At 59.7% G+C, this 14,853-nt stretch carries 12 protein-coding genes and 1 pseudogene; 10 read left to right on the top strand and 3 right to left on the bottom strand.

The window, feature by feature from the left end:
• Positions 1-270: 270 nt before the first annotated feature.
• The 7 genes and pseudogenes from ALB80_RS09385 to ALB80_RS21785 all read left to right on the top strand — a co-directional run bounded on the left by ALB80_RS09385 (position 271) and on the right by ALB80_RS21785 (position 7,064).
• Positions 271-2,367, top strand: a complete 2,097-nt coding sequence (locus tag ALB80_RS09385) for a hydantoinase/oxoprolinase family protein (RefSeq protein ID WP_050603795.1) — start codon at positions 271-273, stop codon at positions 2,365-2,367.
• A complete protein-coding gene (locus tag ALB80_RS09380) occupies positions 2,367-4,022 on the top strand; it encodes a hydantoinase B/oxoprolinase family protein (RefSeq protein WP_253276846.1) in 1,656 nt (551 codons plus the stop codon). Before ALB80_RS09385 ends, ALB80_RS09380 begins: the two co-directional genes overlap by 1 nt.
• Positions 4,019-5,086, top strand: a complete 1,068-nt coding sequence (locus ALB80_RS09375; protein WP_050603793.1) for a histidinol-phosphate transaminase — start codon at positions 4,019-4,021, stop codon at positions 5,084-5,086. Before ALB80_RS09380 ends, ALB80_RS09375 begins: the two co-directional genes overlap by 4 nt.
• A complete protein-coding gene (locus ALB80_RS09370; protein ID WP_050603792.1) occupies positions 5,083-5,820 on the top strand; it encodes an Asp/Glu racemase in 738 nt (245 codons plus the stop codon). The genes ALB80_RS09375 and ALB80_RS09370 overlap by 4 nt, the downstream gene beginning before the upstream one ends.
• A gap of 367 nt (positions 5,821-6,187) precedes the next feature.
• Positions 6,188-6,367, top strand: coding sequence for a hypothetical protein (locus ALB80_RS09365; RefSeq protein WP_157054177.1), 180 nt, complete (start codon positions 6,188-6,190; stop codon positions 6,365-6,367).
• Positions 6,364-6,766: pseudogene (locus ALB80_RS09360) on the top strand (isocitrate/isopropylmalate family dehydrogenase). Before ALB80_RS09365 ends, ALB80_RS09360 begins: the two are co-directional and overlap by 4 nt.
• 79 nt (positions 6,767-6,845) lie before the next feature.
• Entirely contained in the window at positions 6,846-7,064 is a 219-nt protein-coding gene (locus ALB80_RS21785) for an isocitrate/isopropylmalate family dehydrogenase (protein WP_083445248.1), read from the top strand.
• Between the two features lie 227 nt (positions 7,065-7,291).
• Here the strand turns inward: ALB80_RS21785 and tcuB are convergent, their stop codons facing one another.
• The 3 genes from tcuB to ALB80_RS09345 are packed head-to-tail and all read right to left on the bottom strand — an operon-like array spanning position 7,292 to position 10,435.
• A complete protein-coding gene (gene tcuB, locus ALB80_RS09355; protein WP_050603789.1) occupies positions 7,292-8,359 on the bottom strand; it encodes a tricarballylate utilization 4Fe-4S protein TcuB in 1,068 nt (355 codons plus the stop codon).
• Complete coding sequence (gene tcuA / locus ALB80_RS09350; RefSeq protein ID WP_050603788.1) at positions 8,349-9,743, bottom strand: FAD-dependent tricarballylate dehydrogenase TcuA; 1,395 nt, start codon at positions 9,741-9,743, stop codon at positions 8,349-8,351. Before tcuA ends, tcuB begins: the two co-directional genes overlap by 11 nt.
• Positions 9,744-9,754: 11 nt before the next feature.
• Positions 9,755-10,435, bottom strand: coding sequence for a GntR family transcriptional regulator (locus ALB80_RS09345; protein WP_050603787.1), 681 nt, complete (start codon positions 10,433-10,435; stop codon positions 9,755-9,757).
• Positions 10,436-10,543: 108 nt separating this feature from the next.
• Between ALB80_RS09345 and ALB80_RS09340 the strand changes: the two genes are divergently transcribed.
• From ALB80_RS09340 to ALB80_RS09330, 3 genes are all read left to right on the top strand, one after another.
• Positions 10,544-11,578 carry an AbrB family transcriptional regulator gene (locus ALB80_RS09340; protein WP_050603786.1) on the top strand — a complete coding sequence of 345 codons (1,035 nt, stop codon included), beginning with the start codon at positions 10,544-10,546 and terminating at the stop codon, positions 11,576-11,578.
• Between the two features lie 208 nt (positions 11,579-11,786).
• Positions 11,787-13,526, top strand: coding sequence for a type I secretion system permease/ATPase (locus ALB80_RS09335; protein WP_050603785.1), 1,740 nt, complete (start codon positions 11,787-11,789; stop codon positions 13,524-13,526).
• Positions 13,527-13,567: 41 nt separating this feature from the next.
• Positions 13,568-14,842: an HlyD family type I secretion periplasmic adaptor subunit gene (locus tag ALB80_RS09330; RefSeq protein WP_050603934.1), complete on the top strand. Its 1,275-nt coding sequence runs from the start codon at positions 13,568-13,570 to the stop codon at positions 14,840-14,842.
• Positions 14,843-14,853: the final 11 nt, after the last annotated feature.

Genomic DNA, 14,853 nt, shown 5'->3' with positions numbered 1-14,853 from the left:
GTTGGCGGCGGGTGATTTCATCGAAACCAACTACGTTCCAATCTGGGCATGAGCAATCTAGCAGCGGTTATTGTGACAACACCAGAAACTTTCCGACAAAACCCTTGATGAGCGGAATCCGTCGCGCAATGATGGATTCCATGAAACCGATATGCATTTCCAATCCCATGGATCGCCGCGCCACTGGCTGTGATCTTGTGATCCCGGCCTGATCCCTGGGCCAAGGCCCTCTGGCATCCTGCTGTGACCACGGAAATTTCGGAAGATTTAATGACAACTCAAACGCTGCGCCTGGCTACCGATATTGGCGGCACCTTCACCGATACGGTTCTTGTTTCCGGCGAAGATACGATCCTCGCCTCGACCAAAACCCTGACCACTCATCAAAACCCCGCCGACGGCGCCATGGAAGGCGCGATGCGCGTGATGGCGCAATCCGGACGCGTGTTGGGTGATGTGACCGGCTTTGTTCATGGTACGACCCTTGCAACCAATGCGCTGATTGAACGGCGCGGCGCGGTCGTGGCGACAGTCACCACCGAAGGGTTCCGCGACATTCTGGAAATCGCCTATGAGCGGCGCTATTCGCAATATGACATCAATCTGGAAAAGCCCGATCTGCTGGTGCCACGCGAACGCGCGCTGACCGTGCGCGAGCGGATGGCCGCGGATGGCCGCGTTCTGATTGAGCTCGAAGATGCGGCCATCGACGCGTTGCTGGATGACATCGACGCCAGCGGGGCCGAGGCCATTGCCATCTGCCTGATGCACGCTTATGCCAACCCCGTGCATGAACGAAAACTGCGCGATGTGCTGGTCACAGAACGCCCGGAACTGACCGTCTCAATCTCGTCTGAGGTCAGCCCAGAGGCACGCGAGTTCGACCGGCTGTGCACCACTGTCGCCAATGCCTATATCCAGCCGCTGATGCAGACCTATCTGGCGCGGTTCGTCGATCGGTTCGAGGCCGAAGGCGTGACCTGCCCGATCCTGATGATGACCGCAGGAGGCGGCATGTGCACTGTGCGCACCGCCGCACGGTTCCCGGTCCGGCTGGTAGAATCCGGGCCCGCCGGGGGTGCTATTCTGGCCGCCCGCATTGCCGCGCGCGCCGAACTGGATCAGGTTCTGTCCTTTGACGTGGGCGGGACCACCGCCAAGCTGTGCCTGATCGACAAGGCCCGCCCGCAAACTTCGCGCCAGTTCGAAATTGCCCGCGCGGCACGGTTCATCAAAGGATCGGGGATGCCGGTGCGCATCCCAGTGATCGAGATGATCGAGATCGGCGCGGGCGGCGGGTCCATCGCCGGGGTCGACCGGCTGGGCCGTCTGACCGTGGGGCCGAAATCGGCGGGGTCCGAGCCCGGCCCCGTCGCCTTCATGCGTGGCGGCACCGATCCGACCGTCACCGACAGCGACATCACGCTGGGCTATATCGTTCCTGACACCTTTGCCGAGGGACATATCAAGCTGGACCCCGAAAGCGCGAAACAGGCGCTGAGCCAGGTGATCGGGTCGCGGCTCGAATTGGACGCAGTGGGGGCGGCTGACGGAGTCAGCCGCATCGTGGATGAAAGCATGGCCAGCGCGGGGCGGATGCACGCGGTGGAATCGGGCAAGGATCTGGGCCCGCGCACGATGATCGCCTTTGGCGGCAACGGGCCACTGCACGCCAGCCGCGTGGCACGGTCCGCCGGTGTTGGCCGCATCGTGATCCCGCCCAACCCGGGCGTTGGGTCGGCTGTGGGTTTCCTGTTCGCGCCGGTCAGCTTCGAGATCGTCCGCTCGCGCTATTCCCTGCTGGACAAAATGGAGATCAACGAGGTCAACGCCCTGTTCGACGCCATGATAACCGAGGCGCAGGAGGTGGTCTCACTGGGCGCGGGCGATGCCCCTACGGAAACCCTGCGCACCGCCTTCATGCGCTATAACGGTCAGGGGCACGAGATCGAGATCACCCTGCCCGACCGCCCCTTGGCGACAGGGGACATCGCCCCGCTGACCACCGCGTTCGAGGAAGAATACCGCAAGCAATTCTCGCGCCCGGTGCCCGGGATGCAGATCGAGATCCTGAACTGGGCGGTTCGCGTCGCCACAAGCGACAGCGCCGTGCCGCCCCTGCCCGAGTCACCCGCGCTGACGACGATCACCGCATCGGACACCCGCCCGATCATCTGCGATGTGGACGGGGCCTTAAAACAGGCAGCGTTTGTGGCGCGGGATGATCTGAATGCCGGGGATCACCTGTGTGGCCCCGCGCTGATCCACGAGCCGCAGACCACAACGCTGGTTTCGGCCGATTTCTCGGCCCATGTGGATGCAATAGGAAATCTCGTCCTGGTTCAGGACCAGAAAGGAGGCGCATGATGGCGACTGCCGATCTTTCTCCCGCCCGCCTTCAAGTGATGTGGAACCGCCTGCTGGCCGTGGTCGAGGAACAGGGCCAGACCCTGATCCGTGCCGCCTTTTCCCCCATCGTGCGTGAATGCGGCGATATCTCGGCCGGGATTTTCGACGTGAACGGCCGGATGCTGGCACAGGCCGTGACCGGAACGCCCGGCCATATCAACACCATGGCCGAGGCGGTACAGCACCTGCGCGAAGCCTTCCCAGTTCAGACCATGAAACCGGGCGACATCTATATGACCAACGATCCCTGGCTGGCCTCGGGGCATCTGAACGACTTCTTGCTGATGATGCCTGCGTTCAAGGATGGCAGGGTGGTGGGCTTCACCTCCTGCACCTCGCATCTGGTCGATCTGGGTGGCCTGGGCATGGGGCCTGAAGGGTCCGACATCTATGACGAGGGGCTGCTGATCCCGCCCTGCAAACTGGTCGAGGAAGGCACCCCCAACGCACTGCTGCTGGACATCATCCGCGCCAACAGCCGCGAGCCCATCGCCAACGAAGGTGACATCTATGCCCTGATCGCCTGTTGCGAGGCCGGGATGAGCCGGCTGGTGGCGATGATGGACGAATTCGGCCTGAACGATCTGGAAGCGCTGGGGTCCTACATCATCGACACCTCGCGCCGCGGCACGCATGAGGCCATCACCGAAGTGCCCGAAGGCGTCTACAGGAACGCTCTGAAGATGGACGGCTATGAGAACGAGCTGGAGTTGCATGCCACCCTGACCGTCACCAAGTCGGGGATGCATGTGGATTTCACCGGTACCTCGGGCTGTTCACGCAAGGGCATCAACGTGCCGCTGAACTATGCCACGGCCTATACCGTCTTCGCGCTACGCTGCATTGTAGGCTCGGACATCCCTAACAATGCCGGATCGCTGGAGCCGTTCGCAGTGGATGGCCCCAAAGGCTGTATCTTGAACGCGCAGCGCCCGGCGCCGGTCGCGATGCGGCACACGCTGGGTCAGGTCACACCCGATCTGGTGCTGGGCTGCCTGCATCAGGCCCTGCCCGATCAGGTCCCGGCCGAAGGCGCAAGCTGCATGTTCGACCTGCCGATGCGGCATGCACCCGAGGTGGCCCGCGATGGCGGGCGGCAATTCGCGGTTGAACCTGTGCACAATGGCGGCACCGGCGCGCGGCCTCATGCGGATGGGCTGTCGGCCACCGCCTACCCTTCGGGCGTGTTCGGCAGTCAGGTCGAGATTACCGAAAGCGTCGCGCCCGTCACTATCTGGCGGCGCGAACTGCGCCCGGATTCCGGCGGTGCGGGCAAATATCGCGGCGGGCTGGGACAACGGATCGAGATGACCTCGGCCAACGATGCGCCTTTCATTGTCTTCCTGTCGGTCGAACGCCTGAAATTCCCCGCTCTTGGCCGCATGGGTGGCGAACCCGGCGCGCCCGGGCGCATCCGTTTGCGGGATGGTGATAGCGACATTCCGGGCAAGGGCGAGCTGCGGGTCGAAGGGGGTGACTACCTGATCTTCGACACCCCCGGCGGCGGCGGGTTCGGCAATCCTGCGGATCGCGATCCCGATGCGCTGGCGCTGGATATGAAACGCGGCCTGGTCAGCGCCGCAGGCGCCAAAGTATACGGGGGTGACGCATGATCCGTCCGGTACCTTCCGTCGGGGCCATGGCCGCTTATGCGCTGGCTGATCTGGGCGGCGCGCAGACCGTTTCGCTGGCGCAAAACGAAAGCGCCTTTCCCGCCAGCCCGGCTGCTGTGGCTGCGGGACAAGCGGCGATGTCTGATCTGACACTCTATCCCGATCCAGAATGGCCCGAGTTGCGGACCGCAATTGCTGCGGCGCACGGGCTGGACCCTGCCCGCATTCTGTGCGGAGCCGGGTCGATGGAGCTGATCGGCTGTCTGATCCGCGCCTTTGCCGGTCCGGGTGATCAGGTGCTTGGGACACAATACGGTTATGCCTTTGTCGCCTCGGCCACGGCGCAGGCGCAGGCTGAATACACCGTCGCGTCCGAGGTCGATCTGACCGTATCTGTTAACGCGGTTCTGGCTGCTGTCACGCCCAAAACCCGCATCGTCTTTGTCTGCAATCCGGGCAATCCCACCGGCACGCTGATCGCGAATTCCGAGATCACCCGCCTGCGCTCCTCCCTGCCCCGCGATGTGCTGCTGGTGGTAGATCAGGCGTATGCCGAGTTTGCCGACCCCACCAACGACCCCGCCGAAATCTTCGCGCTGGCGGATCAGGGGGATACGGTGATCACGCGCACTTTCTCGAAAGCCTACGGGCTGGCCGGGGCGCGGGCCGGATGGGGGTATTTCCCTGACCGACTCGCAGGCGAGATACGCAAACTACTGAACCCAAACAATATCTCGATCGCCGCGCAGGCGGCAGCAGCAGCGGCGATGCGCGATCAGGTTCATATGCGTGATGTGGTGGTGCAGACGGCGGCGATCCGGGACCGGTTTGCGCAGAACTGCCGTGATCTGGGCCTGACAGTGCCCGAAAGCCACACCAATTTCGTGCTGATCCGCTTTGCCTCGGCCGCGCAGGCGCAGGCGGCAGATGTGGCGCTGCGGGCTGAACATCTGCTGATGCGCGGCATGGGCGGCTATGGCTTGTCCGATTGTCTGCGTGCCACCATCTGCCCCCCCGACGTGATGGACAGGGCGCACAACGTGCTGAAAGGAGTGCTGACATGACCGAGACACGCACCGCAGCCAAGATCGGTGTTCTGGTGCCGTTCACCAACACCAATCTGGAACCGGATATGGAGATGCTGCGCCCGACAAACACCACCGTTCATTTCCAGCGCATGGGCGGCTATGACGTGGACGAGATTCCGGGCGCGAACCAGATGGCTGGTCTGGGCGCCTCGGATATCAGTCACGACCTGCGCATGATATCTGGGGTGCGACCGGACGTGGTGCTGTATGGTTGCACCTCGGCCACCTTAACCCATGGTCCGTCTTTCGACGCCGATCTGGCGCGGCAGATTGAATCCGGTTCCGGGGCACGGTCCCTGACCGCCGCCGGTTCACTGATCGCCGCCATCAAGGCGCTGGAGGTTACGAAGGTCGGATTTTCTTCTCCCTATCTGGGCGAGATCAATGCTCAGGCCATAGCGTTCATGGCTGAAAACGGCTTCGAAACCGTACACTGCGCCGATGTCGGCCGCGAACTGGGCAATTACGGTCAGGGAGAGCTGACACCCGACGAAGTTTTTGACCTGGCCTGTCAGGCTGACCACCCCGACGCGCAGGTCATCGTTCTCAGTTGCACCGACATGCGCTCGGTCGAGGCCATCGAGCGGATCGAAACAGCGTTGGACAAACCGGTCGTCACCTCGAACCAAGCGATGATATTCTGCCTGATGCAGGCCCTGAGCCTGCCACGCCACGACGCACTGCCGGGCCGTCTGTTCGACAAACTGTAACAACACCGGGGCGAAGCGAATTGCCCCGCTTTCTTAGGATCTGCACCTATTAGTTTGGCTGCCACGATCTCAGCAGCGTGTTTCAAGCCACTGAGTTTCAGTTGGTGCAAACGAGCCATTTGTTCTGGCTGATTGAAAAGCAGATGGAACCTCTTCAGCCTTCCATCGGCTGATTGGCTCCCGTCTGAATCACAGTGCCATGGCGAACGCCGTTGTTCTTGGAGAAATTGCGCTCAGCCGAACTCGGGCCCCAATACGTTGAGGTTAATCTGTTCGACCCGCCAGTCATGGCGGGTGAACCCTATGACCCATTCGCAAGTGGCAGCGTTGAACACCTCGACCACCTCGCAACCGAAGATGCGTGACCTTGTTCGACAATCAGCGGCGACTGCATGGGCGGACCGGGTTCAAAGCGGAAACACCTGCACGCGCAGTCCTGACGCCTTCCGTTGATCTGGATGACTTTCACTCCAGCCTACGCCTGCTTCAACGAGATCTGGATCCAGGTGCCGTGCATATGGTGCTGCAGCAAAGGATGGCGGGATGAACAGGCCATTCAAGGTGCTCGGCCTTGGCGGTGACCACATTGGCCCCGAGGTCGTGGACAGCAGGTTGCAGGTGTTGCGTCAGGTTGCCCGTCAATTCGATGTGGCGGTCGACATTGAGGAGGATCTTCTTGGTGGCGCGTCATGGGACGCGCATGGCACGTTCTGCACCGATGCGGTTGTCGCCGAGGCACGATGCGAACGCCATATTGGTTGGCGCTGTGGGTGGACCGGAATGGGACGACATCACGTTCGATGGACCGATCACAGAAACAGATGGGCTGACCCGTCTGCGGATCGAGTTGGACGTGTACAACGCTTTGAGGCCAGCGCGGGCGGCGGGGTCACGTGACGTCGCTGGACAAATCCAACGTGATGGAGAGCGGAAAGCTCTGGAGTGAAACGGTGGAACAGATCGGGTGCGACGAGCACCCCGCGAAGGGTGGGCTCTAAGAGCCGACGCATGGCAGTGCACCTGACATTTCCGGGCAGGGGATCGCCAACGCACTAGGCGCGATCCTGTCGGTGGCGACGATGTTCGAGCATAGCTTTGGCCGGCCCGCGGCTGCTGATGCCATCGAGCGGGCTGTGGACAACTTTCTGAACGCAGGGTTGCTGCCACCGGACCTTGGGGGATCGGCCGATACGGCGACTGTTACGCAAGCAGTCTTGCGCAACCTGAGGACCGACAAACCATGATTGGAGCGGCGCATCTGGCCACCTTCATCGGTCCGGAAGCAGACAGATCTCGTCCAATCCCTGATTTCGTTGCGGCGATAGAAAGTTGTGCGGCCATACAATGCACGAAATACTCAAACTGAAAGTGACATTCGACAGCCGCGCATTTGCCCTACCCTTCGCCAATGCTCTTGGTAATCTGACAGCCTCAAAAACCATCCGATTCCCTATAAGCTTCAATTCAGCCGTTAGAGGCCACGCTTTCGTTGTGCATCCCTGACAAGAGCCGCGAGGCGGTAGAACCCGTGCGCCATTTTTGTGAACGGTGTGAGAACGAAAAATGTCAGAACAGATCCCAAGTGGATGGCCAATAGGGCTGGCATCAACGGCGTCGCGCCGAAGGCATAGAGAACAAGCCCGCTCAGCCCAACAAAACCAAGCAGCAATATAAAACCGATGTCTCCACTCCAGGCGGATTTGTCCCCAAGGTCTGGATCCGATTTCTGTTTCAGCATAACCATGGCTCCGCATCCTACGGTCAACAGAATGCCGCCTGAAACCCCAAAAAGTTTGGGCAGGGACCAAAACCCGTATGGTGCTTGCAAACCAAAGCCATAGTGCAGAATGGTCGCGACGGAAGTAGAGGCGAAACACAACAGGAAACCGTACATGATGGCCTGGTGGATGTGCCGCCGGGCCTGACTGAACCTGTCTTCATCCTCAAAATTGCAGCCCTCTCCATGGCCTGCAGCCAAGTCCCTCATCGTTGCGGCGCGTTCAACAGCCACCTTAAGGTCTGCCAACTGAACGGGCGTTCCGCCAACCGCGTTCCAATAGCGCCTGAGGCCAATAGCGATACTGAAAAGCGGCAACATGAAAGCGGGCGCAAAAATCGCGACCATCGCATTGTGGGACAGGACGGCGTAGAAACCTTCTCCTCCGCTGGATCCAATCGCGCGGATTACCCAAAACAACACGGCAAATCCAACCACTAGCGCCATGGCTATGGCCCCGCCATGGGTGTGAAACCGGCGCGCTAACGGCTGCGGCCAGGCGAAGCTTTCCCAACTGTCCCGCCGAACCTCGGCCAGTGCTTTGGGCAGGTTCAGATCGAACTCATGCGGTGCCGTGTACTGGCAGGCATAATAACACCCGCGGCAGTTGTGGCAGAGATTGGCCAATTGCGTGATGTCACCATCTGAGAAGGCGCGCTCCGAATGCAGCGAGGGGAAGACCGAGCAATAGCCTTCGCAATACCGACATGCATTGCAGATCTCGGCCTGACGGCGGGCTTCCTGTATCAGATCAATTTGCATAAGCAGCGGCCTCACGTCCTGCGACGCGCCCAAAAACGGTTCCGATGGTCATGCCAAAACCGGCCAGATAACCCTGCCCCAGAATGGACCCGGCCATGGTTTCCCCTGCCGCCCAAAGGTTTTTAATCTTGCCGTCAGATGTTGAGCATTGCGCGTTGTCGTCAACTTTCAACCCCAGATAAGTGAAGGTCACCCCGGTGCGCAGCGAATAACCGTAAAAGGGCGGTTCATTAATCGGCCGGGCCCAGTTGGTCTTGGGCGGGCTCAATCCCGCGGTTGCGACCCCGTCCAAATCAGTTGGATGAAACCCGGTGGTGTCACCGCAGGCCGCATTGAACTCGCTGACCGTCGCGGTCAGCTTGTCGGCAGGCAGCCCCATCATCTCTGCCAGTTCCTCCAACGTGTCCGCCTTGAGCGGTGGGAAAACGGATGGCATGAACAGGTTTAGCGACGTCGCATCAATGATCACATAGCCCACCTGATCCGGCTGTGCCGCCACCAAGCGGCCCCAGATCGCGTATCGCTTGGGCCAGACATCCTCTCCCTCGTCATAAAATCGCTCTGCGTCTTTGTTCACGACGATGGAAAACGGCACGCAGTCCAGGCGGGTGACGATGCCGCCGTCGAATTTCGGCGCGCGTCCATCAATGGCCACGGCGTGGCACTGCGTGGGATCCCCGATGCTCTCAACGCCCTGTTTAAGAAGATCGGCCAGGACAACGCCCCGATTATACGGCGTGCCTCGGATCAGAAAGTTCTGCGCCGCAGGCCCCCAAGCGCGGGTAAGCCAGTCCGTGTCCCCCTGAAATCCGCCCGAGGCAACGATGACGGACTTTGGCGCTATGCGATGAGAACGTCCTTCGTAGGTGTAGTCCACCCATTCAACTTGATCGCCTTTTAACTCCAAATGCGTCACTGCGGCCTCATACAGCACGTCAACGCCCAGACCAGCCGCTGTCCTGTAAAATGCGTTCACCAGAGACTTGCCGCCGCCCATAAAGAAGGCATTTGTGCGTGCCAAAGAAAGTGTCCCGGACAGGGACGGTTGAAAGCGAACCCCGCGCTCTTCCATCCACGGCAGGCATTCCTCTGACGTTCGTATGGCCAGTCGGGCCAGATGTTCGTCCGTTTTGCCATCAGTGACTTTCAAAAGGTCCGATAGGTATTCATCTTCGCTGTAGGCGTCGACCAAGGGACCCAAAGGGCCCTGATGCATACAACGGAAGTTGCGCGTGTGGCGCGAGTTCCCCCCGCGATAGGGTTTGGGGGCTGTTTCAAGGATCAAAACACGGGCACCGGCCTCGGCTGCCGTCATCGCCGCACACAGAGCCGCGTTTCCTCCGCCAATCACAGCAATATCGTAAGCTTCCGTTTGGGTTGCCATGTTCTGCCTGCCTACTGATTTTCGTCGATTGAGCGGTCGCGTTCCTGCAACGCACGAATCCGCATCCGTTGCGCAGCCTGAATATGCGCGCGCATTTCCGCTTCAGCCGCAGCACCATCGCGGGCTTTCAGCGCAACCATGATGCGTCGATGCTCAGCCACCGCCGCTTCGGATCGCTCGCTGTCCAACAATTGCGAAGGCCCTAAGATCAGCAACGCCTTTTGCAGAGACAGCATGGACTTGGCCAAAAAACGGTTTTTGGCGGCATCCAGGAGCGTTGCATGAAAAATCCTGTTGATCTGAGCCGCGTCGGGACCAGTGCCTGCCTCGGCAAGCCGGTCATTCAATATGCCCAACTCATCCAGTTCTATGTCTGACGCCGCACGTGCTGCCAGCCGGGCCGCAGTGCCTTCAAGCACCGCGCGCATTTCATACAGCTCCATTACCTCGGCGTAATCCAGACTGCGTACAGTCGCGCCCTGCCGCGGAACATGCGTGACCAGCCCGTCCGCTTCCAACTGTCGGATCGCTTCGCGCACAGGGGTCCGGCTGACACCCAGCCGCTGGGACAGTTCAATCTCGCGCAGGCGATCGCCGGGCAGAAGCGTGCCATCGCGAACCTCGTCCAGAAGGCGTTGGTACGCAGAATTGCCTTGTGGGCCGGGCTGTATGGCGGCGTCTTGAATTGTCATCACAGGCTCTCTTGCTCTCTTGCGTCCTATTGCATACATTTGGATACATATTGAGTCAACGACGTCGGAACCTGCATCTTGCCTTCCCTCACGAACGCACCCTCTCTCATGGCCAAACGGGCCGTGACGTTCAGCCTGGCGGTTCTGGGCACGGGGGTGTTCTGGGCGCTGAACCTACCGCTGCCCTTCTTGTTCGGCCCGATGAGCGCATGCCTGATTGCGGCTCTGGCGCATGCCCCGATGGCGGGGTTCGGGCAGATTTCGGTAGCCGCGCGTACCATACTGGGTGTCGCAGTGGGGGCGTCGATTACACCCGCCCTATTTGCCCAGCTGCCAAAGATGGCCGCATCGATTCTGTTGGTCCCCTTCTTCATTCTGCTTATCGCACTGGTTGGCGTTCCGTTTTTCCGCAAGGTTTGGGGTTTCGACGCGAAAACCGCGTTCTACGCGGCAATGCCCGGCGGTCTTCAGGACATGATCATTTTCGGCACTGAGGCCGGCGCCAACCCGCGCACTCTGTCGCTGATACATGGAACACGCGTTCTGATCATCGTCACCCTCGCCCCAATAATCCTGACGGCGTTGTATGATGCAAATCTGACCAACCCGATCGGTCAGCCCGCCCGCGATCTTCCGATGCATGAATTGGCGCTGATGGTGATGGCAGCACTGGTCGGCTGGAAAGGGGGCGAACGCATTGGCCTGTTCGGCGCGTCCATACTGGGGCCCATGATCCTGACTGCTGCGCTTTCATTGGGAGATTTCATCCACTCCCGTCCCCCGCGCGAGGCCGTGCTGGCCGCTCAATTCTTCATTGGATGCGGAATTGGTGTGCAGTTTGTTGGCGTAACCTGGACTGAATTGCGCCGCGTTGTGGCAGCGGGTGTTTCGTATGTTGTCGTGCTTGCGATTCTGGCAGCGGCATTCACCGCCATAGTCACAAGCTTAGGACTGGGGCACCCCGTCGAAGCATTTCTGGCCTTTGCCCCCGGTGGTCAGGCCGAGATGACGATTCTGGCCATCGTATCGGGTGCTGATCTGGGCTTTGTAATCACCCACCATCTGACACGGATTGTGCTGGTCATCATCGGCGCACCCATTGCCGCCAACCTCATTTTGCGATGGACACGGTCCCGAGAGTGATCACACGAAATACATCGTCAATCCGAGATTTGCGCCACGACGTCCGCGAGGACCTGTCTTGCGCAAATATGAAACAACGGCTAAATGACGCCGCTTTTTAGTATCGCGTTTGCGGTTTCTTGCTCAAAATAGTGTGTGCAAACTTGGCAATGCTGAACTAGCTTTCTAAATGCGGCGATGCTTCCCTAAATGATGTGGATTGATAACAGTGAAACCTGAACACCGCTTAACTGCGCCCCCCCGTCACGAACTGCGCAACGTGCGGAATCAAGGCATCGCCTTTCTGGCGCTGGCGTTCTTGTTCAGCATCTTCGTCAATCTGCTGATGCTGACCGGTCCCTTGTTCATGCTGCAGGTATATGACCGGGTTCTGGCTTCGCGCGCGGTGGAAACTCTGACTGCTTTGTTCTTGCTGGTCGCTCTGCTTTACGCGTTGATGGCCATGCTCGATTTTGCGCGAGGACGTATCGTTGCCCGATTTGGCGCGCGGTTTCAGTCCCAACTGGATGAACGGGTTTTTGAGGCCACGATGCGCCGCTCGCTTGTTCCGCAGGTCCGCTCGGCCCCGGCAACGGCTTTGCGTGATCTGGAGTCCATCCGAAACCTGTGCTCATCACCGGTTCTGCTGGCCGTCATGGACATACCATGGACACCCGTCTTCTTAGGCGCGATTTTCCTGTTTCACCCTCTTTTGGGATGGTTGGCAGTGGCTAGTGGGGTTCTGCTTGTGGCAATTGCGCTACTTAATCAGGCGATGACCAGCCGAAAAGTGGCCGAAGCCCAATCCGCTAGCGCGCGGGCCAACGCTTTTTCTGAACACGCCAGACAAGCGGCTGAGGTTGTACGGTCGCAGGGTATGCAAGCGGACGTGACCAAACGATGGCTGAACCAGCGTTCGGACGCTTTACGTCAGTCCATTGCCGCAAGCGATTGGACCGGTAGCTTTACGTCGCTGACCAAGTCGTTACGGCTGTTTTTTCAATCTGCCATGCTGGCCCTGGGCGCTTGGTTGGTTTTGCAAAACGAAATGACGCCTGGCGCGATGATTGCAGGCTCAATCCTTTTGGGTCGCGCCCTTGCGCCTGTCGAACAAGCCGTTGGGCAATGGAGCCTCGTTGAACGTGCCAGAACGGCCTGGGTGTCGCTGAACCGGTTCCTCGACCTGATGCCACCGGAAGAAGAGCGGATCCGCCTGCCTGTGCCCAAAGCGCAATTGGAAGCCAAATCTCTGACCGTGATTCCCCCTGGTACGTCGACACCGACGCTTCGGGGCGTAAACCTGAAGCTCGAGCCCGGCAAAGCACTGGGCGTCATCGGCAAAAGCGGGTCGGGAAAGACGACATTGGCCAAAGCGTTGCTGGGGCTATGGCGCCCCGCCGCAGGCGAGATCAGGCTGGGTGGCGCCACGTTGGATCAGTACGACCCCAATGATCTGGGTAGCCATATAGGTTATCTGCCGCAACAGGTGACACTGTTCAACGGAACCGTCGCTGAAAACATCGCCCGTATGTCTGAAAAGCCGGACTCCGAAGCCGTTGTGGCGGCGGCCAAGAAAGCCAACGCTCATGAATTGATCCTGTCACTGGAAAAGGGCTACGGCACGTTCCTTGAAGGCAATGACAGTCAACTATCCGGGGGTCAGAAACAGAGGATCGCTCTGGCCCGCGCCCTCTATGGCAACCCAGTTCTTCTGATATTGGACGAACCTAACTCTGCCTTGGACGCCGACGGCACAGAGGCGTTGAACGCGGCTGTAAGAGGTCTGAAGGAAGCGGGCAAATCCACGATCATCATGACGCACCGTCCACAGGCCATCTCGGAATGTGACGATCTGGCCGTGGTCGAAAAAGGACAGGTTGTGAGATTCGGCAGCCGGGACGAAGTCCTGGGCGCAATGGTCCAGAACGCAGGCGCGATTAAGCGCAAGCTCAGCCCTGTAGGTGAATAATGGCGAAGAAATCTACACAGAAACCAGCTCAGATCTGGAGCATGAAGATTCCTGCGCTGGTCGGGTTTGCAGCCCTTGTCATTCTGGTCGGCGGATTGGGCATCTGGTCTGTCAAAACGCGTTTGGCCGGAGCCATCGTGTCTTCGGGTGTGATCGAAGTGCAAAGCAATCGCCAGGTTGTGGAACATCTCGATGGTGGCGTGGTCGGCGAGATTTTCGTGCGCGACGGGGATGTGGTGTCATCGGGCGACATGCTGTTGCGTCTAGACGATACTTTCCTGTCCTCCGAACAGACGATTGTCGAGGCACAGCTTTTCGAACTGCTGGCGCGACGCGCGCGGCTGGAGGCGGAAAGGGATGGCCTGACATCCGCTGAACTGGCCACACGGTTGAGTGAGGTTCAGACTGAGTATGAAATTGACGCCGACCTGATTTCGGGCCAGCTGAACCTGTTCGAAGCCCGGCTTGAGACACTGACCAGACAAGATGAACAGTTGCGCAAACAGTTGGTTCAGATCGAAAGCGAAATCGAAGGCACTCAGGCCCAGTTGGTCTCGCTGCGTCGTCAGGTCGAGCTGATTGAGGATGAACTGGAAGATCAGCAAAGCCTGTTGAAACGAGGTCTGACGCAAACCAGCCGGGTGCTTGCCTTACAACGGGAAGAGGCCAGTCTGACCGGTGAGATTGGCCGGTTGGAAGCTGCTGTTGCGCGCCTGAAAGGGCAGATCGCGTCTACCGAGATTCAGATCGTCGAACTGACCGCAACCCGGAGAGAAGAAGCCATCACCACCTTGCGGGATGTACAGGCACAGATCGCGGAACTATCCGAACGCAGACTGTCTTTGACCGAACGCCTGACTCGCCTGGACATTCGCTCACCAGTCAGTGGCACCGTGTACGGAAGTCAGGTGTTCGCCTTGCAGTCGGTTGTGCAGCCGGGTGAGCCGATGATGTATGTCGTTCCTCAGGACACGCCGTTGCTGGTTGCCGCACGTGTGGATGCGATCAATGTGGATCAATTGCATGTTGGTCAGCCGGTGGCCCTGCGCTTTCCCGCGTTTAATCAGCGCGAAACACCCGAGTTGGACGGGCAGGTCAACAATGTCTCGGCGGACACGTTCACCGACGAGCAGTCCGGTTTAACCTTCTATCGTGCTGAAGTTGCCCTGAATGATGGGCAGTTGGAACGCCTCAATGGGCAGGAGCTTTTGCCCGGTATGCCGGTAGAGACGCTGATCAAAACTGACGAGCGCACGCCGTTGTCTTATCTGGTCAAACCGATGGCGGATTACTTCAATCGCGCTTTCCGAGAGTAAAGCCGGCGCGG

The organism is Ruegeria sp. 6PALISEP08 (assembly GCF_001238295.1).
Lineage (GTDB): Bacteria > Pseudomonadota > Alphaproteobacteria > Rhodobacterales > Rhodobacteraceae > Ruegeria.
The sequence above is the reverse complement of the archived record's forward strand: the minus strand, read 5'-3'. Positions and strand labels throughout refer to the sequence as shown.